Origin of the sequence: Streptomyces sp. NPDC007088 (assembly GCF_042869355.1) — a bacterium.
Lineage (GTDB): Bacteria > Actinomycetota > Actinomycetes > Streptomycetales > Streptomycetaceae > Streptomyces.
Genome location: NZ_JBIAFO010000025.1, coordinates 33,710 through 51,957, shown reverse-complemented (window position 1 = coordinate 51,957; position 18,248 = coordinate 33,710). Strand labels below are relative to the sequence as shown.

Annotated in this window: 16 protein-coding genes; 7 read left to right on the top strand and 9 right to left on the bottom strand. The window is 73.5% G+C overall.

All coding sequences use genetic code 11. The annotated features are described in order from the left end of the window. Positions 1 to 140: 140 nt before the first annotated feature. Positions 141 to 1,376 (top strand): cytochrome P450, encoded by a 1,236-nt coding sequence (locus ACFYMP_RS28325; protein ID WP_388862875.1) that lies wholly within the window; start codon positions 141 to 143, stop codon positions 1,374 to 1,376. Between the two features lie 36 nt (positions 1,377 to 1,412). Here ACFYMP_RS28325 and ACFYMP_RS28320 read toward each other — a convergent pair whose 3' ends face one another. From ACFYMP_RS28320 to ACFYMP_RS28300, 5 genes are all read right to left on the bottom strand, one after another. After that, the gene (locus ACFYMP_RS28320; RefSeq protein ID WP_388862873.1) at positions 1,413 to 2,864 is read right to left on the bottom strand and encodes a cytochrome P450; all 1,452 of its coding nucleotides are present in this window, start codon (positions 2,862 to 2,864) and stop codon (positions 1,413 to 1,415) included. Beyond that, positions 2,861 to 3,478 (bottom strand): ATP/GTP-binding protein, encoded by a 618-nt coding sequence (locus ACFYMP_RS28315; RefSeq protein ID WP_388862871.1) that lies wholly within the window; start codon positions 3,476 to 3,478, stop codon positions 2,861 to 2,863. The genes ACFYMP_RS28320 and ACFYMP_RS28315 overlap by 4 nt, the downstream gene beginning before the upstream one ends. Then, positions 3,459 to 3,776, bottom strand: coding sequence for a DUF742 domain-containing protein (locus tag ACFYMP_RS28310; RefSeq protein ID WP_388862937.1), 318 nt, complete (start codon positions 3,774 to 3,776; stop codon positions 3,459 to 3,461). Before ACFYMP_RS28310 ends, ACFYMP_RS28315 begins: the two co-directional genes overlap by 20 nt. Before the next feature lie 38 nt (positions 3,777 to 3,814). Next, entirely contained in the window at positions 3,815 to 4,234 is a 420-nt protein-coding gene (locus tag ACFYMP_RS28305) for a roadblock/LC7 domain-containing protein (RefSeq protein ID WP_388862869.1), read from the bottom strand. 122 nt (positions 4,235 to 4,356) lie between these two features. Beyond that, positions 4,357 to 6,525 carry an ATP-binding protein gene (locus ACFYMP_RS28300; protein ID WP_388862867.1) on the bottom strand — a complete coding sequence of 723 codons (2,169 nt, stop codon included), beginning with the start codon at positions 6,523 to 6,525 and terminating at the stop codon, positions 4,357 to 4,359. 731 nt (positions 6,526 to 7,256) lie between these two features. Between ACFYMP_RS28300 and ACFYMP_RS28295 the strand changes: the two genes are divergently transcribed. Next, a complete protein-coding gene (locus ACFYMP_RS28295) occupies positions 7,257 to 7,979 on the top strand; it encodes a CDP-alcohol phosphatidyltransferase family protein (RefSeq protein ID WP_388862865.1) in 723 nt (240 codons plus the stop codon). On the opposite strand, the gene ACFYMP_RS28290 is transcribed toward ACFYMP_RS28295, so the two are convergent. Then, positions 7,939 to 8,430, bottom strand: a complete 492-nt coding sequence (locus ACFYMP_RS28290) for an adenylyltransferase/cytidyltransferase family protein (protein WP_388862863.1) — start codon at positions 8,428 to 8,430, stop codon at positions 7,939 to 7,941. The two genes, ACFYMP_RS28295 and ACFYMP_RS28290, sit on opposite strands and share 41 nt — an antisense overlap. Before the next feature lie 347 nt (positions 8,431 to 8,777). Between ACFYMP_RS28290 and ACFYMP_RS28285 the strand changes: the two genes are divergently transcribed. Genes ACFYMP_RS28285 through ACFYMP_RS28275 form a run of 3 tightly spaced genes read left to right on the top strand, consistent with a single transcriptional unit; the run spans position 8,778 to position 12,936 of the window. Beyond that, positions 8,778 to 9,983: a glycosyltransferase gene (locus ACFYMP_RS28285; protein ID WP_388862861.1), complete on the top strand. Its 1,206-nt coding sequence runs from the start codon at positions 8,778 to 8,780 to the stop codon at positions 9,981 to 9,983. After that, positions 9,980 to 11,701, top strand: coding sequence for a lipopolysaccharide biosynthesis protein (locus tag ACFYMP_RS28280; RefSeq protein WP_388862859.1), 1,722 nt, complete (start codon positions 9,980 to 9,982; stop codon positions 11,699 to 11,701). The genes ACFYMP_RS28285 and ACFYMP_RS28280 overlap by 4 nt, the downstream gene beginning before the upstream one ends. Next, the gene (locus ACFYMP_RS28275) at positions 11,698 to 12,936 is read left to right on the top strand and encodes a hypothetical protein (protein ID WP_388862858.1); all 1,239 of its coding nucleotides are present in this window, start codon (positions 11,698 to 11,700) and stop codon (positions 12,934 to 12,936) included. Before ACFYMP_RS28280 ends, ACFYMP_RS28275 begins: the two co-directional genes overlap by 4 nt. A 14-nt stretch (positions 12,937 to 12,950) precedes the next feature. On the opposite strand, the gene ACFYMP_RS28270 is transcribed toward ACFYMP_RS28275, so the two are convergent. Both ACFYMP_RS28270 and ACFYMP_RS28265 read right to left on the bottom strand, forming a co-directional pair. Continuing rightward, a complete protein-coding gene (locus tag ACFYMP_RS28270) occupies positions 12,951 to 13,862 on the bottom strand; it encodes a transglutaminase family protein (RefSeq protein WP_388862856.1) in 912 nt (303 codons plus the stop codon). A 101-nt stretch (positions 13,863 to 13,963) separates the two neighbouring features. Continuing rightward, on the bottom strand, positions 13,964 to 15,502 hold the full coding sequence (locus ACFYMP_RS28265) for an O-antigen polymerase (RefSeq protein WP_388862854.1): 1,539 nt from the start codon (positions 15,500 to 15,502) through the stop codon (positions 13,964 to 13,966). A gap of 164 nt (positions 15,503 to 15,666) precedes the next feature. Between ACFYMP_RS28265 and ACFYMP_RS28260 the strand changes: the two genes are divergently transcribed. Both ACFYMP_RS28260 and ACFYMP_RS28255 read left to right on the top strand, forming a co-directional pair. Beyond that, positions 15,667 to 16,206: a WcaF family extracellular polysaccharide biosynthesis acetyltransferase gene (locus ACFYMP_RS28260; protein ID WP_388862852.1), complete on the top strand. Its 540-nt coding sequence runs from the start codon at positions 15,667 to 15,669 to the stop codon at positions 16,204 to 16,206. Beyond that, a complete protein-coding gene (locus ACFYMP_RS28255) occupies positions 16,203 to 17,324 on the top strand; it encodes a glycosyltransferase (protein ID WP_388862850.1) in 1,122 nt (373 codons plus the stop codon). The genes ACFYMP_RS28260 and ACFYMP_RS28255 overlap by 4 nt, the downstream gene beginning before the upstream one ends. Before the next feature lie 160 nt (positions 17,325 to 17,484). Here the strand turns inward: ACFYMP_RS28255 and ACFYMP_RS28250 are convergent, their stop codons facing one another. After that, the gene (locus tag ACFYMP_RS28250) at positions 17,485 to 18,192 is read right to left on the bottom strand and encodes a hypothetical protein (protein ID WP_388862848.1); all 708 of its coding nucleotides are present in this window, start codon (positions 18,190 to 18,192) and stop codon (positions 17,485 to 17,487) included. Positions 18,193 to 18,248 lie beyond the last annotated feature (56 nt).

The window sequence follows — 18,248 nt, the reverse complement described above, 5'->3', positions numbered from 1 at the left end:
TCTCCGGCCCGCCCGCCGACACCGCCACCACGTTCCCGCCCCATGATCCACCCCTACGTGGGCTTCAAAGCGGGCCGAAGCGTCAATAACCTGGCCCACAGATCCCGTTGACCGTGGTCCGCCGCAGACAGAGGAGCGCCATGTCCACCGCCCCGCAGGTAACCGACATCCTCTCGCCCGAGTTCGCCGCCGACCCCTACCCGACGTACGCCGTCCTGCGCGAGAGCGCGCCGCTGCTGTGGCACGAGCCGACCGGCAGTTACCTCGTCTCGCGCTACGACGACGTGGAACGCGTCTTCAAGGACCGCGACGGTCAGTTCACCACCGACAACTACGACTGGCAGCTCGAACCCGTGCACGGCCGGACCATCCTCCAGCTCAGCGGCCGCGAGCACTCCGTCCGCCGGGCCTTAGTGGCTCCCGCCTTCCGGGGCTCCGAACTGCGGGACACCTTCCTGCCCGTGATCGAGCGCAACTCCCGCGAACTCATCGACGCCTTCCGCCAGTCGGGGGAGGCCGACCTCGTCGACGCCTACGCGACCCGCTTCCCGGTCAACGTCATCGCCGACATGCTGGGGCTCGACAAGGGTGACCACGCGCGCTTCCACCGCTGGTACACCGCCGTCATCGCCTTCCTCGGCAACCTCTCCGGCGATCGGGAGGTGCAGGCCGCGGGGGAACGCACCCGGGAGGAGTTCGCCGCCTACATGCTCCCGATCATCCGGGAACGCAGGGCCAACCCCGGTGGCGACCTGCTCTCCACCCTGTGCGCGGCCGAGGTGGACGGGGTGCGGATGAGCGACGAGGACATCAAGGCGTTCTGCAGTCTGCTGCTCGCGGCCGGCGGCGAGACCACCGACAAGGCGATCGCCAGTATCTTCGCCAACCTGCTCGCGCGGCCGGAGCAGTTGGCGGCGGTCCGCGCCGACCGTTCGCTGATACCGCGCGCCTTCGCCGAGACGCTGCGGTACACCCCGCCGGTCCACATGATCATGCGGCAGACCGCCGTGGAGGTACGGCTCACCGGGGGCCTCGTACCGGCGGGTTCGACCGTGACCTGCCTGATCGGCGCCGCCAACCGCGACCCGGCGCGCTACACCGACCCGGACCGCTTCGACCTCTTCCGTGAGGACCTCACCACGACGACCGCCTTCTCCGCCGCCGCCGACCACCTCGCCTTCGCCCTCGGCCGGCACTTCTGCGTCGGCGCGCTGCTCGCGAAGGCCGAGGTGGAGACCGGGGTGAACCAGTTGCTCGACGCGATGCCCGACGTACGGCTCGCCGAGGGCTTCGACCCGCACGAACAAGGGGTGTTCACCCGGGGACCGCAGTCGCTCCCGGTACGGTTCACCCCGGCCGCCCCGGTACCGGCCTGAGCCCCCCGGCGCACCGGCCACCACGGTCCCGGCTCCTCACATCACCGTCGGGGAGAAGGTCACCGGCAGCTCCTCCAGGCCCCGCATCCAGATCGAGGGGCGCCAGCGCAGGGCCTCGCCCTCGACCGCCATCGCCACGTCCGGCAGCCTGCCGAGCAGCGTGTCGATGGCGGTCTGCGCGATGACCCGGGCGATCTGCGGGGCCGGATGCGGACAGCGGTGCTCACCGTTGCTGAACGACAGATTGGCGGCGTTCTCCTCGCCGACGTACCCCTCCGGCCACACCTCCGGGTCCGTGTTGGCGGCCGACAGGCCCATGACCACGCAGTCGCCCGCGCGGATCAGCCGCCCGCCCAGCTCCACGTCCCGGGCCGCCCAGCGGCCGATGAAGTTCTGCGTCGGCGTGTCCAGCCACAGCGTCTCGTTGAGCGCCTCGGGCACCCCCACCCGGCCGCCCGCGAGCCGGTCCGCGAACCGGTCGTCGAGCAGCAGCAGCCGCAGCGCGTTGCAGATCCAGTTCGCGGTCGGCTGCTGACCGGCGGCGATCACCGAGATGAGGTCCTGCACGATCTCCTCGTCGCTCAGCCCCGCCGGATCGCAGGTCATGTACGAGGTGATGTCCCGGTCCGGCCGCTGCCTGCGGTCCTCGACCAGCGCGTGAATCCGCTCGCCGACCCTGCCGTAGGCGGCCACCGGGTCCTCGCCCTCCTCGGCGTCCAGCGAGATCCGCAGATCCCGCACCAGCTCCTCGGTCTCCTCCTCGCCGGCCGGCATCCCGCACAGCTCGACGATGACCCGCACGGGCACCGAGTGCACGTACGCGCGCATGAGTTCGGCCCGGCCCGCGCCCGCGAAGCGCGCGATGAGCCGGTCACCGACCGCCTCGCACACGAGGGACACGTCGTACAGGTCCATCGCCTCCAGCGCCCGGGAGACCACCCCGGCCCGCCGCCGGTGCTCGGCCCCCTCGGCGAACAGCAGGGACGGCTGGAAGCCGACGTAGGGCAGCAGCGGCCAGTTCCCCGGGATCGCGTCCCACTGGTTCCAGCGCCGGGAGTCCCGCGCGAAGATCTCGTCGTGCGCGGTGACATAGGTGACCTCCGGATAGCCGAGCGCCAGCCAGGCCGGAACGTCGTCGTCGAGCAGGACCGGCGCGACCGGACCGTACTGACGGCGCAGCGCGCGGTACAGGTCGGCGGGGGGCCGCTGGAACTCCAGGCCGCCGATCCGGAACGGCCGCTCGCCCTCGTGCGCGGGGCACCCCGGCGGCGGCGCGGCGTCTTGCGCGGGAGGGGGCGCCGAGGCGTACGCCGCCTCCGCGTCCCAGTCGTCCCCACCGGAGTACGGCGTCGTGGCCGCGTAGGGGCCCGGGGAGTCGTACGGGGCCGCGCCTTCCCGGGGGGCTCCGCCCCGGTGCCGGCCGGGCCGCGGGACCGCGCCGCCCTCCGGGCCGAAGGACGCGGGGGAATGGTTCACCGGATCGGTCATGAGGTGGCCGCCTCCCGGGCCAGAGCCCGTGTGTACAGGTGATCGACGAGGCTCAGCAGGACGCTCTTGCCGGAGGAACGCACCCGGGCGTCGCAGTCGAGCATCGGGACGTGCTCGGGCAGCGACAGCGCCTGCCGGATCTCGGCGAGGGAGTAGTAGTGCCCGTCCGTCTCGAAGCGGTTGACGGCGACGACGAAGGGGGTGCGGTGGAACTCCAGGCGGTCCACGGCGTACCAGGAGTCCGCGACCCGGCGCGTGTCGACCAGCACCACCGCGCCCAGCGCGCCCGAGAACAGCCGGTCCCACAGGAACCAGAAGCGCTCCTGGCCCGGGGCCCCGAACAGGTAGAGCACGGTGCGCTCGCTCAGCGTGATGCGCCCGAAGTCGAAGGCGACGGTCGTCGTGGACTTGTGGTCCACCCCGCTCGGATCGTCCACGCCGACCCCGGCCTGGGTCATGACCTCCTCGGTGTTGAGCGGACGGATCTCGCTCACCGAGCGCACGAGAGTGGTCTTGCCCACCCCGAAACCGCCTACCACGACGACCTTCAGGCCGTTGTCGGCCGTATCGGACAGCGGTGTGCGCGCGGGTGGTTCAGAGATTGCGGAGTCCATGCAGCACCTCCCTCAGGATGGCGGTGTCGGGTTGGGCGGCGTCCTGGCGCAGCCGCGGCCTGCGGGCGCTGATCCGGCCGGTGGCCAGCAGGTCGTCGAGCAGGATGCGGGTGACGGACACCGGAAGCCCCAGCTCGGCGGAGAGCTCCACGACCGCGATCGGATGCCGGCTCAGATCGAGGATGCGCCGGTGTTCCGAGGACAGCCCCGCGCACTGGGCCGACTCCCGCACGATCAGCGTCACGAGGTCGAAGGTGCGCGCGTCGCCCTCGGTCCTGCCGCTCGTGACGAGGTACATCCGGTCCGGGGAGCCCACCTCGGCCGGTCCGCGCGGGGTCACGAGGAGCCGGCGTTCCGGGCCGGGGTGCGCGGCTCGGCCCGTAGGTACGTCCCGATCGCCGAGACCAGCAGGGTCATCTCCTGGCCCACGTAGCCCGGGTCGGCCTCCTCGGCGGCGACCACCGCGAGATGCGCGCCCTCGCCCGCGTCCACGATGAGCAACTGGCCGCCGTGGTACTCCGTCATCGAGTGCCGCACCCCGCCGGAGTGGTCGCCGAACTCCATCGAGGCCCCCTGCGCGAGCGCCTGGATACCCGAGCAGATGGCCGCGAGCTGGTCGGCCTGGTCGAGCGTGAGGTGGCGGCTCCAGCAGAGCTTGAGCCCGTCCCGGGACAGCACGAGGGCGTGCCGGGTACCGGGGGTGCGCTCCAGCAGGTTCTCCAGGAGCCAGGTCAGGCTGTTGTCAGTCGTCGGCATGGTGTGCGCGGGCGGGGCCGGAGCGGCGCTCCGGCGGGGTGCCCTTGTCTCCAATCGCGTTCGCCGGGCTGGGGGGAGGACGTACGGGGCCAGGGGCCCGGTGCGGGCCCCCGGCCCCCGGCTCAGTCGGAGGGGGGAAGGGCGGGGTCGGCGCCGTCGGCGCTCCGGCCGTCGGTCTGGGACGGCCGGGGGCCGCCGTGGCGGGGAGCGGTGGCGTGTCCTTCCTGCGGCGCCGCGGACGCGTTCCGCCCGGCGCGCACCGCGCGGTGGAAGGAGCCGAACAGCCGCCCCACGTCGCGCACGGGCGGCGGCCCCGCCTCCCCTTCCGGCGTCGCGGCGAAGCCCTGGTCGACCGCCGCCATGGTGCGGCCCGGAGGCCGCACCGGCAGCCCGTGCTCGGTGGAGACCCGGGGGCCGGGACCGGCGGGCGCGGGGATCACCGGATGGGTGGGCGGGTGTCCTTCCTGGCCGGAGGACGACCGGGGGACGGCTTCACCGGAGCTTTCGCCGTAGGTCCTGGACGCGGGGGAGCGGGCCGGGAGCGGGGGCGCCTCGTCCTGCCGGCCGGCCGGGCCCGGGGCCGGTGCGGCAGCCGGTGCCGTCGGCGGCGCGGATTCCGCCGCCGTCCCCGTCCCCGGCCGCCGGCCGCCCACCGCCGGGGCCGCGCCGCTCGCGGGCGGGGCGGCCGCGTGCCGGACTCCGGGCGAGGGGCTCGGAGCGGCGGGCGGGGAGGGCGGCGTCGCGGTGTCCCCCGGCCCCCGCTCCTGCTCTGCGACGTCGCCGCCCGCGCCGTCAGGCGTCCCGGCGGTCGTCGCCCTGCCCGCGGCCTCGCGCGCCAGGGTGTCGGCGCGTTCGGCCCGTCGCCGCGCGCGGTCCACGGGCGGTGCGCCCGGGGAGGTGACGGCGGGCAGTCCGCTCTTCTGCGCGTCGAGCGGGTGCGGAGGCTGACGCTGGGCGATGTGCTCGGAGGGGATGAGGATCACCACCCCGGTGCCACCGCGAGAGGAGGGACGGAAGTTGACGGTCAGCCGGAAGCGGTGCGCGAGGATGCCGACCACGTTGAGTCCGTAGTGGTGGTTGCGGAACTCGGCCAGGTCCAGGACCCGCCCCGCGATGCAGTCCTCCAGGTAGGGCAGGGCCGCAGGCGGGATCTTCAGCCCGCTGTCCTCGACGGTCACGATGATCCCGGCGGTGCGTTCCTCGACGTAGACGTGTACCTCGTCCATCGGCGGGGAGTACTGGGCGGCGTTGTTGATCACCTCGGCCAGCAGGTGCATGATCGCCTCCGCCGAGCGGCCGACGATCGCGAGCTTGCTGTCGTTGTGCGTCTTGACCCGCCGGTAGGACTGGATCTTGCCGATCGCCCCGCGCAGGATGCTCTCCATCGCGATCGGCCTCGTCCACAGCCGGCTGCCCCGGCCGCCCACCATCCAGGCGATGCGGTCCGCGGACAGGGCGAGCTGGGAGGCGGTCTCGTCGAGGAAGAACAGGTCCTTCAGGGCCTCCTGGCCGTAGCGGAACTGCATGTCCCGCAGGTGGTGCAGGATCGTGGTGTTGCGCGCCTGCACCTTGGTCAGCACGTGCCGGACCATGCCGTAGGCGACCTTGGCCCGGCGCACCCCGGTGTGGGTCGTCCACGCGAACTCGTCCAGCGCCTTCGCGAGGCGGGGGTCCTCCGGGAGGTGCACGCGGTGCAGGGCGTCCCCGTGGTTCTTGTTGTCGCGGAAGCGGCTCACCACGAGCGGCACGGTCTCCCCGGCGTAGCGCTCGACGTCCTGGTCCAGCGCGTGGAAGCGCCGTTCGGCCTCCTGGGCGGTCAGCCGGGCGCCCGCCACCCGTTCCTGGGCGCGCGCCAACTCCTCCGTGAACGTCCGCAGCACGGCCACCAGTTGGGGGTCCGAGGGCAGTGGCACCGAGGCCAGCGCCTCGTCCGCCCCGCTACCCTCCCGCAGGCGTTCGACGAGGAGGGGGAGGACCGTGTGTGCGATCCGGGCGCCCTCCGCGCCGTGCTCGGCCAGCCGTGACCTGGCCGCGGCGCTCTCCGCCTCGGCCCGCGCGGTACGGCGCCGGTCCGCGCGGACCAGTGCCTGCGTCCGGGCCGCCGTCACAGCCAGGCACAGCCAGGCCACCACCCCCGTCCACCCCACCCACGGCCGGGCCGGGGCGGGCGCGCTCAGCCACACCGTCCCCGCCCCGGCCGCCGCCGCGAGGAGGGTGGCCAGAGCGGGCAACGGGGACACGGGCCGGGGGCTGCCCGAGCGGCGCGGACGTTGGGGGGCAGACACTGACATTCCGCGGTCCCTCGGAGTCGGAGTGGTGGGGGCGGTGGACGGAGGTGGTGTACCGGGAGGGCGTACGGAGCGGCGGGAGGTGGGGCGCGGCTCCGCATTCGGCGGTCACTCTAATCACGCCCCGAGCCGACTGATCCACCTCAGCGCATCGCTCCCCCACGATGGTGGTGTTTCCCGTCGATTCCCCGCCCTGGCGACTCCACGCGTGATAGATGCGCGTGCGTCGCCGGTCAGGGAGGGGCGGGTTCGGTCATGCCGAGGCCAGGACCCCACGGGCACCGTGCGTGTGTTCGATCCTTCGGTCTCGACGGTCGGGGTGAGCGGCCGTCGGTACTCGGCCGTCGTTCTCAGCCCTCGCGCCCCCGGGACGCGGCGGCGCCCCACGGGAAGCCGGTGCCCCGGGACCTGCGCCCGGGAGAGGTCGCGGCCCTCGGCGTCGCCCACGGCCGACCCGGGCGGTTGCCGTCGACCGGGTCCTCGTCCTGGAGGAGGAGCGCGTCGTGGAGGAAGGCCCGCACGAGGCGCTCGTCGCCGCGGGCGGCCGGTGCGCGGCCCTGTGCGGCCGGGTTCGCGGCCCTGTGGGGCGCCTGGTCGGCACGGACCGGGGGCGAGGCGACCGGAGCGTCGCCGGCCGGGGCCGCGGTGCCGCCGACCAGGCCCGTAGGGTTGTCCGGCCATCACACCTGCGATGATGTGATCGAAAGATCAACGGAAAATGACCCGGGGGGGCCATGGGAACTGTCGGAACCGCGCTGCACGAACTGAGAACGGCGCAGAAGTCGTCCAAGGGTGTATCGCTCTACTCACGCTTCGTGAACCGGCCCGCCGGACGCTGTCTGGCCGCCGTGTCCCACGGGCTGCGTCTGACCCCGAATCAGGTCACCCTCGTCAGTGCCCTGTTCAGTTTCGCCGCCGTGGCCGGACTCGCGGTCGGCACGCCGGACTGGAGTCTTGGGCTGCTGGTCTGGCTCGGGCTCGCGATCGGCTTCGCCTTCGACTCCGCGGACGGGCAACTGGCCCGCCTGCGCGGGGGCGGCAGCGCGGCGGGGGAGTGGCTGGACCACGTCGTGGACTGCGCCAAGATCACGGCCCTGCACGCCGTGGTCCTGATCGCCTTCTACCGGCACCCCGCCGACTTCGGTACCGAGGACCGGGCCTGGCTGCTGGTGCCGCTCGCCTTCCAGTTCGCCGCCGTCGTGACCTTCTTCGGCGGGCTGCTCACCGAGAAGCTGAAGCCCCGGCCCGCCCCCGGCGCACCGGCCGAGTCCCCCTCCACGGCGCGCGCGCTCGCGCTGCTGCCCGTGGACCACGGCGTGTTCTGCCTGGTCTTCCTGCTCCTGGGAGCGGGGCCGGGTTTCCGCTGGGCCTACACGGCCCTCGGCGCCGCGGCCGTGCTCTTCCTGCTGGCCTTCCTCACGAAGTGGTTCCGGGAACTGAGCGCAGTTCAGCGCTGAAGGCGGCCGGGGGCTCCGGCTGAGCGAGCACGTCCAGCGCGCGGCGCAGCTGTGTGCTGGACGTGTGCACGGTGTAGGGGAAGTAGACGACGTCGACACCGACCTCGGCGAAGTCCCGCTCCAGCTTGTCGCCCTTGGGCGTACCGCGCCAGTCGTCGCCCTTGAAGAGCACGTCGAAGCGGACCTGCCGCCACGTGTCCACCTTGTCCGGGACGGTCTCGACGAAGGCCGCGTCGACGTACTTGACGCTGCGTACGATCTCCAGCCGCTCGACAAGCGGAATCATCGGGCGGCGGCCCTTGGCGCGCTCGCACATCTCGTCCGAGACCACTCCGGCGATCAGGTAGTCGCACTGACTCCGGGCGTGCCGGAGGATGTTGAGATGTCCGATATGGAAGAGATCGTACGCGCCTGGTGCGTAACCGACTCGATACGGTATGCCGGTCGTCATCTGGGAAACCCCCCTGGTCTCGTTCGCGCCCTTCGTGCGGTGCGATGTCCGACGATAGCGTGCGCGTATCCCCTGGTGTGACTGAACGATTAGGCTATATACGGTTCGCCTGCGAGGGGAAACAGTCCGCACCTGGGCGAATGCAGGGGGAAGGGGAACGCTGCGTGACAGCGAATGAGAACTCCGGGGCGATACCGGTTCCGGAGCCCTCCGGGCCGGCGCACACCGGAAACGGAACCGGAACAACTGACTCCGCGAGGGCCTCGGACGGGGGCCGCGAGGCCGCCGCGCCGGCGCGCGCGACGAGCGGCCGGCGGACGCCGGGTGGGCGGCGGCGCACGCTGCTGATGGTCTCCACCAACTACGCGCCCGAGCACGCCGGGATCGGCCCGTACGCCACCCAGATCGCCGAGCACTGGGCGGCGAGCGGCCACGACACCCACGTCCTGGCCGGGATGCCGCACTATCCCGCGTGGTCCGTGGACCCCGCGTACACGGGTGCCTGGCGCCGTGTCGAGGACCGCAACGGTGTCACCGTGCACCGTCGCAGGCACACCGTGCCGCCCCGCCAGACCGCGGCCCGCCGCGCCCTGTTCGAAGGCACGATCCTGCTCCACGGAGCCGTGGCCCCGCCCCGGATGAGCCGCCCGGACGCCGTGCTCGCGCAGATGCCCAGCCTCGCCGGAGGGGTCCTCGCGGCACGGCTCGCGCACCGCTGGAAGGTGCCGTACGTCCCCGTCGTCCAGGACCTCATGGGCGCCGCCGCGGCCCAGAGCGGAATCCGCGGCGGCGACCGCGCCGCGAGCCTCGCCGCGCGCGCCGAGTCCTTCGCCCTGCGCCGCGCGACCCTCGTGGGCGTCATCCACGAGACCTTCGTGGCGAAGGTCGAGGCGCTCGGCGTCGCCCCCGGACGTATCCGCCTGGTCCCCAACTGGTCGCACGTCGAGAGCCCCACCGGCGACCGTGCCGCGACCCGGGCCCGGCTCGGCTGGGCCCCCGGGCAGACGGTCGTCCTGCACTCCGGCAACATGGGCCTCAAGCAGGGCCTCGACGTCCTGGTCGAGTCCGCCCGCAGGGACCCCGCCGTGCGCTTCGTCCTCATGGGGGACGGCAACCAGCGCGCCCACCTGGAGGAACTCGGCGCGGGCGTGCCCAACCTGGACTTCCTGCCGCCCGCGGAGGACGGACAGTTCATGGACGTGCTCGCCGCCGCCGACGTGCTCGCCGTCACCCAGCGCGCCTCCGTCCTCGACATGAGCGTGCCCTCCAAACTCACCTCGTACTTCGCCGCGGGCCGTCCGGTGCTCGCCTCGGTCGCCGCCGAGGGCGGAACGGCGCAGGAGGTGCGGCGCTCCGGAGCCGGGGTGCTGGTCGTGCCGGAGGACCCCGAAGCCCTCCTCAAGGAAGTGCGTAGACTCGCTGACGATCCGGCCCACGCCGGAGCGCTGGGGGAGGCGGGCCCGCGTCATGTCGCGGCCCATCTGACGCGTGAGGCGGGACTCGCCCGCATCGACGCACTCATCGAAGAGGCCATGGGGGGTCTGCGCACATGACCGACACGCATGTCCGGGCGGCGGGGGACGACGAACCGGACCTCTTGCGGGACCAGTTCCGTCAACTCCTGCGCTACCGCTGGCTGATAGGCGGCGGCATAGGCATCGGACTGGTCGGTGGCGCCTATCTCGGAATCACCTCCTCCGAGTCCTACGCGGCGAACAGCGACATCGTGGTGCGCACCCCCACCACCAACCCCTTCGACGGGTCGGCGGCGCCGGACAAGAACGTCAACATGAACACCGAGCGGCAGACGGCGCTCAGCACCAACGTCGCCGAGATCGCAGCGAAGAAGCTCGGACAGCCCTCCCTGGCCCGCGAGTTGAAGAAGAACCTCCAGGTCACCAACCCGCCGCAGAGCCTGACCCTGCGCTTCACCTACACCGACGGCTCGCCCACGGAGGCCGCCCGCCGCGCCAACCTCCTCTCCCAGGCGTATCTGGACGCGAGCGAGAAGAAGTGGTCGGACCTGCGCGACGGCATGGTCAAGCGGCTCACCAATCAGGTCAACCCGCTCGGCAAGAAGCAGAACCAGCTCGCGAGCGACCTCGACACCATGACCGAGGGCTCCTCCGCCTACGACGCCCTGCAGACGCAGAACGTCAATCTCAAGAGCCGCATCAGCGACCTCCAGAACCAGATCGACAGCCTCAAGGGCCTCGACATGGCCGCCGGGTCGATCACCCAGAAGGCGAGTCCGCCCGACTCCGCCGACGGCCTCGGGGTGTTCATGTCCCTCGCCCTCGGCGGCGCCCTCGGCATCGCGCTCGGGCTGCTCGGCGCCTGGGTCCGGCTCGTCTTCGACCCCTCGCCCCGCTCCACCGGCGACGTCGCGCGTGCCGTGCGCGCGCCCGTCCTCGGCTCCCTGCCGCACGGCGCGGGCAAGGCGTTGCTGGCCGGTGAGCTGACCGACTCGCGCACCGCCGAGGAGTACCGCTCGGTCGCCTTCCGGCTCGCCTACGACTCCCGGTTCGCCGACCGCCGCAGGCTCCTGGTGGTCGCCGCCCGCGACGCGAGCATCCAGGCCGCCGCGGCCGTGGCCTCCAACCTGGCCGCCTCCTTCGCGGAGACCGGCAAGGACGTCCTGCTCGTCGAGGCCGACCTGCGCACCCCGACTCTCGGGGGACGGCTGCGCACCCGCTCGGGCCGCCCGCGCTGGAGCCTGCCGCCGGACGCCGACGAGAACGGCTGGCCCGGACCGCGGCCGCTCACCGTCGACGCGGGGGAGTCGGGCACCTTCGACCTCGTTCCCGGGGAGCGCGTGCGCAACGTGGCCCGCGCGCTGACCTCGGCGCGCGCCACCCGGCTCATCGACGAGGCCGACGAGTCCGGCGCCACCGTCGTCGTCCTCGCCCCGCCCGTCCTCGCCTACGCGGACGCCCTCGCCCTGGTGGACCGGGTCGACGGCGTCGTCATCGTGTGCGACATGCGCAGCGTGCACCGCACCGAACTGGCCCGCATCCGCGAGCTGATCGTCGGCGCGGGCGGGACCGTCCTCGGCGCCGTCACCCACGACGAGGGCGGCAGGTCCGCGAAGCGCAAGGGCAGCGGCGGCCGCCGCGCGGGCGGCGCCGAACGGCCGGGACCGGCCTCCGGCCCCGGCCGGCCCCCGGCGGCCCCGGAGCCCGACCCCGTACGCCCGGTACGGGACGGCAGCGAGACCGTCACCCTGCGCACCCTGCGCCCCGAGGACCTGCGAACGGGCGACAAGAGATGAGACGTTCGGCCACGGTCGCGGCCTCCGTGCTCGACCAGGCCGCGTCCAGCCTGACCAACATTCTGGTCCTGGTGATCGTGGCCCGGGTCTCGACCGCCGCTGGCTTCGCCGCCTTCTCGATGGTCTACGTGACCTTCACGGTGCTGCTCGGGCTCAACATGTCGTACGTGGGGCAGGTGGTGGTGCTGGAGCGCGGGGAGCCGGGCGCGCTGGGCGCCGCCTGCCGCTCCGCGACGGCCTTCACCGCGTACGCCTCGGTCCTCGCCGGACTGCTGCTCGTCGCGGGCGGGGCCCTGGCCGGCGGCGCCTCCGGGCACGCCTTCCTCGCGCTCGGCGCCGTCCTGCCGCTCGTGCTGCTCCAGGACGGGGCGCGCTACAGCTTCTCCGCCCTCCAGGCCCCGCACCGCGCACTGGCCGCCGACGCCCTGCGGCTGGCCTGCGTGGTGCCCGCCCTGCTCGTCCAGCCGCACCACGCGGGCCCCGCCCGCTTGGTCGTGGTGTGGGGCCTGTCGGCGCTGCCCGCGCTGCTGCTGTCCCTCGTGCTGCTGCGGCCGTACGTGAAGGGGGCGCGGGCCTCGCTCGGCGCCTACCTCGAACGGGGCCACCTCGGGCAGCGCTTCGTCGTCGAGTTCGCCGTCGGCAACGCCTCCAGTCAGCTCGCGGTGCTCGGCCTCGGCCTGTTCGCGAACCCGCTGGCCGTCGGCGCGCTGCGCGGGGCGACGACCTTGTTCGGACCGCTGAACGTCCTGTTCACCTCGGTCAACGCCTTCGGGCCGCCGGTCCTCGGCCGCTTCGGCGGACGCCGGGCCACCTCGCGGGCCGCCGCCCTGCTCGGCCTCGTCCTCGGCGCGGTGGCCCTGGGCTGGGCCGCCGTGCTGTACGCCCTGCCCGACTCGATGGGCCGCCGTCTCCTGGGCGCCACCTGGCAGTCCACCGCGCACCTGCTGCCCGCCACCGGCAGTCAGTACGCCGTGATGGCGCTCGGCACCTGCGCGCTGGTCACCCTGCGGGTTTTGAGCCCGCGCGCCACACTCTCCCTGCAAGTGGTGTTCTCCCTGCTGTCCGTCGCCTTCATGCTCGGCGGCTACGGACTGGACGGGGTCCAGGGCGCCGCGTGGGGACTGGCCTTGGGCTCGGCGCTGAAGGCGGTCGCCGCGTGGACCCGCGTGAGCCGGCTCCCGGCCGCTCCGGCGGCGCGGGAGGCGGAGGACAGCCCCGCCGCGGCCACCACCTGAGACCCGGGCCCCGCTCAGCCGCGCAGCGTGACCTCGCGGACCCCCGCGTACGGCGCGAGAGACAGCACCGTACGCGGGACGCGCAGCCGCTGGTCGGCGTAGACCTCCCGCAGCGCGCCGAACACGGGCCGCCGCCCGCCCGTCACCCGGGCCACCTCGTCGTACAGGAGCCGGTCGGCCTCGGCGAGTTCCGCGTCGCTGTCGGCCCCGGTGCCCCAGACGTCCCACTGCAACATCTCGGACCTGTTGAGAGCGGCGAGGTCCAGCCGTACCTCGCCCGCCACGAACCACGTGCCGCGCAGCGGGCCCTCGGGGGCGAGCCCGAAGCGCCCCGCGTCCGCCTCGCCCGCCCTGATCGCCCGCCAGGCGGCCCCCGCGACCAGGAACCGGTCCCGGGGCACGTCGAGGGGGTCCACGTCCGCGCCGACGCGCGCGGCGAGCGCCGGGTCGGTGAGCTGGGCGTCCGCGAGCAGCCAGCCGCGCCGCTCGTCCCAGTACTCGGTCACGACGTGGTCCGCGTGGAACTCCCCGCCGTGGAAGTAGTCCGCGAAGCCGCAGCGCGTCCGGGCCGGGACGCCCGCGTGCCGCAGCAGCGAGCACAGCAGCAGCGCGAAGTCCCGGCACACGCCGACGAAGCGGTCACCGGGCGGGCGCTGTACGTCCAGCGCGGCCCCGTCCCGCTCCAGGACCAGCGCCAGGACCTCGTCCAGATACCGGGTCTCGGCGTCCTCGCGCAGCCGCTCCTCGGCGAGTTCCAGCCCGAACAGCGGGCCCTCGAGCCGGTGGATCAGCAGATCCCGTACGAGCCGGGCCAGACGCCCGGGATCGGCCGGCAGACCCTGGTAGGCAGCGGCCGCGGCCCCCGGATCGCTGAACGGGCTCTGAGCGGTGTAGAAGTCGCGTTCCGCCGCGCTGAGAACAGTCATGCCGACCCCCCGGAAGAAGTGCCGCCGGCCCCGTGCGGCGGCCCGCGGCGGCCACTCTGACAGGATTTCGGCCCCGGCGTCCACAGGTGCGGAGAGGCCCCTCACTGCATCCTGGCGCGCCCGTCCCGCTTCCACGTCGTGACGAGGGCGACACAGACCAGGGCGATCGCGACCCGGCCGGTGGCCTGGAGCAGCGGCCCGCGCAGCAGGATGAAGGAGTAACCCGCGACGAGGGGCACGAGGACGGACACCAGGGAGCCCGGCGGGGTCCTGCGCACCGCCCGGCGCGCGTAGCGGCGGTCGACGCGGGCCGAGGCGTAGCCGATGCCGAGCAGCCCGAAGAAGACGCCGAGCGGGCCGAAGTCGATCCACAGCTCGGCCCAGACCGGGGAGGACAGGTTGGTGTTCTTGGTGTCCATCCACTCGGCGACGACGACCCCGGTGTCCTTCGGCTTGCCGGACCACACCGAGCGGGGCACCGCGAACAGCACGTCGCCCGCGAACTGGAGGCCGAAGGTGTGGCCCTCCCCGGAGTGCACGAAGGTGATGGTGTTCGCGAACATCCCGACTTGGTCGTAGTCCTTGAGGGCCAGCGGCTCCAGGATCGAGGTCGTCTGCATCGGCTTGTAGTTCTTGTCGTCGTACCGGAACCGGTCGGCGAAGGGGAACACGATGAGCGCGACCACCACGCCCAGACTCAGCGCCGAGCGGTACATCGCCGCGCTGCGCGGGAAGACCGTGAACAGCAGCGAGAACATGACGGTGAGGAACCAGTAGCGCGGGTTGGAGATGGGGTTGTTGACCACGCAGTTCAGCAGCACGAGCGCCGACCACACCGCGATCACCGCGACCGAGCGGCGGGCCCGTCGCGAGGTCACCAGCCAGCGGGTGTAGACGAGCAGCGACAGCAGCGCGGGCACGGTCCCGAAACCGCGCAGGATCGCCTGCCCGGCCTGCGAGTCGGCCTGTGAGAGCCCCGCGTCCTCGATGCCCGCGATGATCTCCTGGCGGCTGCTGAAGAACACCGCGGGACCGCCGAGCTTCTGCACGAACAGGGCGCTGGCCACGAAGGACAGCCCGACCAGCACGTACAGCCGCCTGCGGTGCACGAGGGCGGGCCGGGTCTCGCCCCGGCCCCGGCCGCCCGGCCGGTGCCGCGCGAGCAGCACACCGATGTCGAAGGCGATACAGCCCGCCAGGATCAGGGCGATCGCCTCGGTCAGGTCGCCACGCGCCCCGACGACCGGCGTCGGTACCTGGCCGAGCACGGCCTGCGCGAGCGGGGCGACCCCCATCGCCATGTAGACGAACAGCCAGAACGAGCCTTGCAGCAGCTTCCGCTTACTGGTCAGCACCATCGCCGACAGCCGGGCGCCCGAGTACACGGTCAGCGCGAGCTGGAGCCAGAAGGCCGCGTCGTGCGCCCCACTGCCCGGCTGCGTGCACACCCACAGCGGGAAGAACACCGCGAGCCCCAGGACGAGCGGCACCGACAGGGCGCGCGAGAGCATCGTGCGCGGGGAGGTGGGCCTGCCCCACGCCGTGTCCCCGTCGTCCCCGCCGGGCCCGCGCGGCGGCGTGGGGGGCGCCGGAGGCACCACGGCCGTCCCGCTGCCCGCGTCCTGCGTGTCCCTCGCCATGTACTGGCCCCCGCCCCCGGAGCTGTGCCCCTGACAACATTCCGGATGCCCCCGGAAGAGATCCCCCCCGCGGCAGTCTACCGACGCCCGACGGTCACCTTGAGTCAACCATTAGGCTGAGCACCGAGGGCGCCCGGGGAGGCGCCGGTGGGGGTAACGAATTCATGCGCAATCTCCCGGCCTTCACGCTGGCCGGATACGACAAGGGCCGCGGCAAGCTGGTCCAGGCCCTGTGGTTCGCCGTGATGAACACCGTCTTCATGGCGTGGTTCACCCCGGCCCGGCTGCGGGTCGCGCTGCTGCGCGCCTTCGGCGCGAAGATAGGTGAGGGCGTGCTCATCCGGCACCGGGTCCGCGTCCTGTGGCCCTGGAAGCTGGAGATAGGCGACCACACCTGGATAGGTGAGGGCGCCTGGCTGCTCAACCTGGAGCCGATCAGTCTCGGCGCCCACGTGTGCGTCTCGCAGGAGGCGCTGCTGTGCACCGGCAGCCACGACCACCGCGCGGCCGACTTCCGCTACCGCAACGCGCCGATCACCGTGCGCGACGGAGCCTGGGTCGCGGCCCGCGCCACCGTCCTCGCCGGAGTCACCGTCGGCAGCCAGTCCGTGGTGTCCGCGGGCACCGTCCTGCACCGCGATCTGCCGGACCTGACGCTGCACCGCGTCGACGGCAGCCGCGGGCCCGTGCCGGAGCCGGTATGAGAGTCCTGCACGTCGTCACCCTGCACAGCCCCACCGGGGCCTTCGGCGGTCCCGTCCGGGTCGCCCTCAACCTGTCCAAGGGCCTGGCCGCACGCGGTCACGAGGCCGCCCTGGTGGCCCTCGGCGACGGCTTCGAGGGCGAGCTGCCCACCGAGGTCGAGGGGGTGCCCGCCCGGCTCTACCCGGCGCGCCGCTTCGCCCCGCTAGGCTTCAGCGGCATCACCTCACCCGCCCTGCTCGGCGCGGCCACGAAACTCGTCAAGGACGCCGACGTGGTCCACGTGCATCTCGCACGCGACCTCGTGACCCTCCCGGTCGCCCTCGCCGCGCTGCGCGCGGGCCGGCCCCTCGTGCTCCAGACGCACGGCATGGTCGACCCCAGCGGCCGGCTGCTCGCGAAGGTACTCGACGCGCTCGCCGTCCGCCGGCTGCTGCGCTCGGCGGGCGCGGTGCTCTACCTCACCGACCACGAACGGGCCGGACTGGACGCCGTGGTGGGCGCGCCGCCGCTGGAGCGCGCCGTCCGCCTCGTCAACGGTGTCCCCGCCCAGGAGCCGCGCGCCCCGTGGCAGGGCGGCCCGCCGCACATCCTGTACGCGGCCCGGCTCCAGGCACGCAAACGGCCGCGGGACTTCGTGGCCGCCGTCCCGGAGATCCTCGTCCACCACCCCGACGCCACCTTCACCGTGGCGGGGCCCGACGAGGGCGAACTCGCCCCGGTCCGCGCGCTGATCGACGAACTGGGGCTGGCCGACCGGATCGCGGTCCCGGGCGCGCTCAGCGGCGAGCGGATGCCGCAGGCGCTGCGCGCCGCCACCGTCTACGTGCTGCCCGCCGTCGACGAGCCCTTCCCCATGTCCGTACTGGAGTCACTCTCGGTGGGTACCCCGGCGGTCGTCACCACCTCCAACGGGCTCGCCAAGGACATCGCGCGGGCCGGCGCGGGCCGGGTGGTGACCGGGGCGGGGGGCCTGGCCGCCGCCGTGCGCGACCTCCTGGACCCCGCCGCCCACCGCGCGGCCTCCCGTGCGGCGCGGGAACTCGCCGCCGGCTCCTTCTCGATGGACTCCGTGCTCGACACCCTGCTCGGCGTCTACGCGGGCCTCGGCGCGCGCTAGCCCACCCACCGCGGACGAGTCCGGTGGCGGCCCGTGAGGGCCGCCACCGGGCGAGATCCGCTCGGGCGCGCCCCGGCCCCCGGGCCGGGGGCCGGCCCGCCGGCCGCTCCCGGCCGGGCGAGGGCGCGCACCGGGCCGGGCCGGGCCGCAGCCGTCCGGCTCAGACCGGCAGCCAGGCGTAGCAGCCCGTCGACACGAACTTCCGCGTGCCCGCCGGGATGTCCGCCGTCACCTTCTCCGGCTTCCGCCCCTGCGGCGGACCGGAGGCCAGGACCTTGTCGCCCTCGCCCAGCGCCTGCCAGGCGCAGGAGCTCGTGTCGGCCGTCAGCGCCCGGTAGGTGCCGGCGGCCGGGCTCTTGCGGGTGCCGTCGCTGAAGCCCTGCCGGGCCCGGTCCAGCAGCGGCTGCTGCCGCGGGCACAACTGCTCCACGGCCGCCGCCGCGTCCGGGATCTCGCCCGTGATCAGCGCGCCGACCACCGCGTCCTTGTCGTGCTGGGCGGTCAGCTCGATACGCTGACAGGCCTCCTGGCCCGTCTGGAGGACCGAGGCGGGGTCCACGTCCTTCGGGACCCGCCCGCTCAGGTACTTCTTCTCCTTCTTCGTGAACGAACCGGTGGCCGGCTTGAGGCCGTCGTCGGAGACCACCGAACCGGTGGGCTTGGGCTGTGCGGAGGCGGCGTTGGCGGCCGGCTTGTCGGCGGCCCTCTCGCTGGGGCCCCCGCTCTCCTCACCCGCCGCCGGGGCGGAGGCCGCCGGGCCCTTGGCGCTGTTCTTGTCGTCGTCGTGGTCGGAGCCGCACGCGCTCAGCGTGAGCAGGGCGGCGGCCAGTACGGCGACGGCCGCCGGGCGGCGGTGGGAGATACGCATGGGACACAACTCCTGTACGGATGGTGCGGTGCCTCGCGGCGGGTCGTGCGGGGACC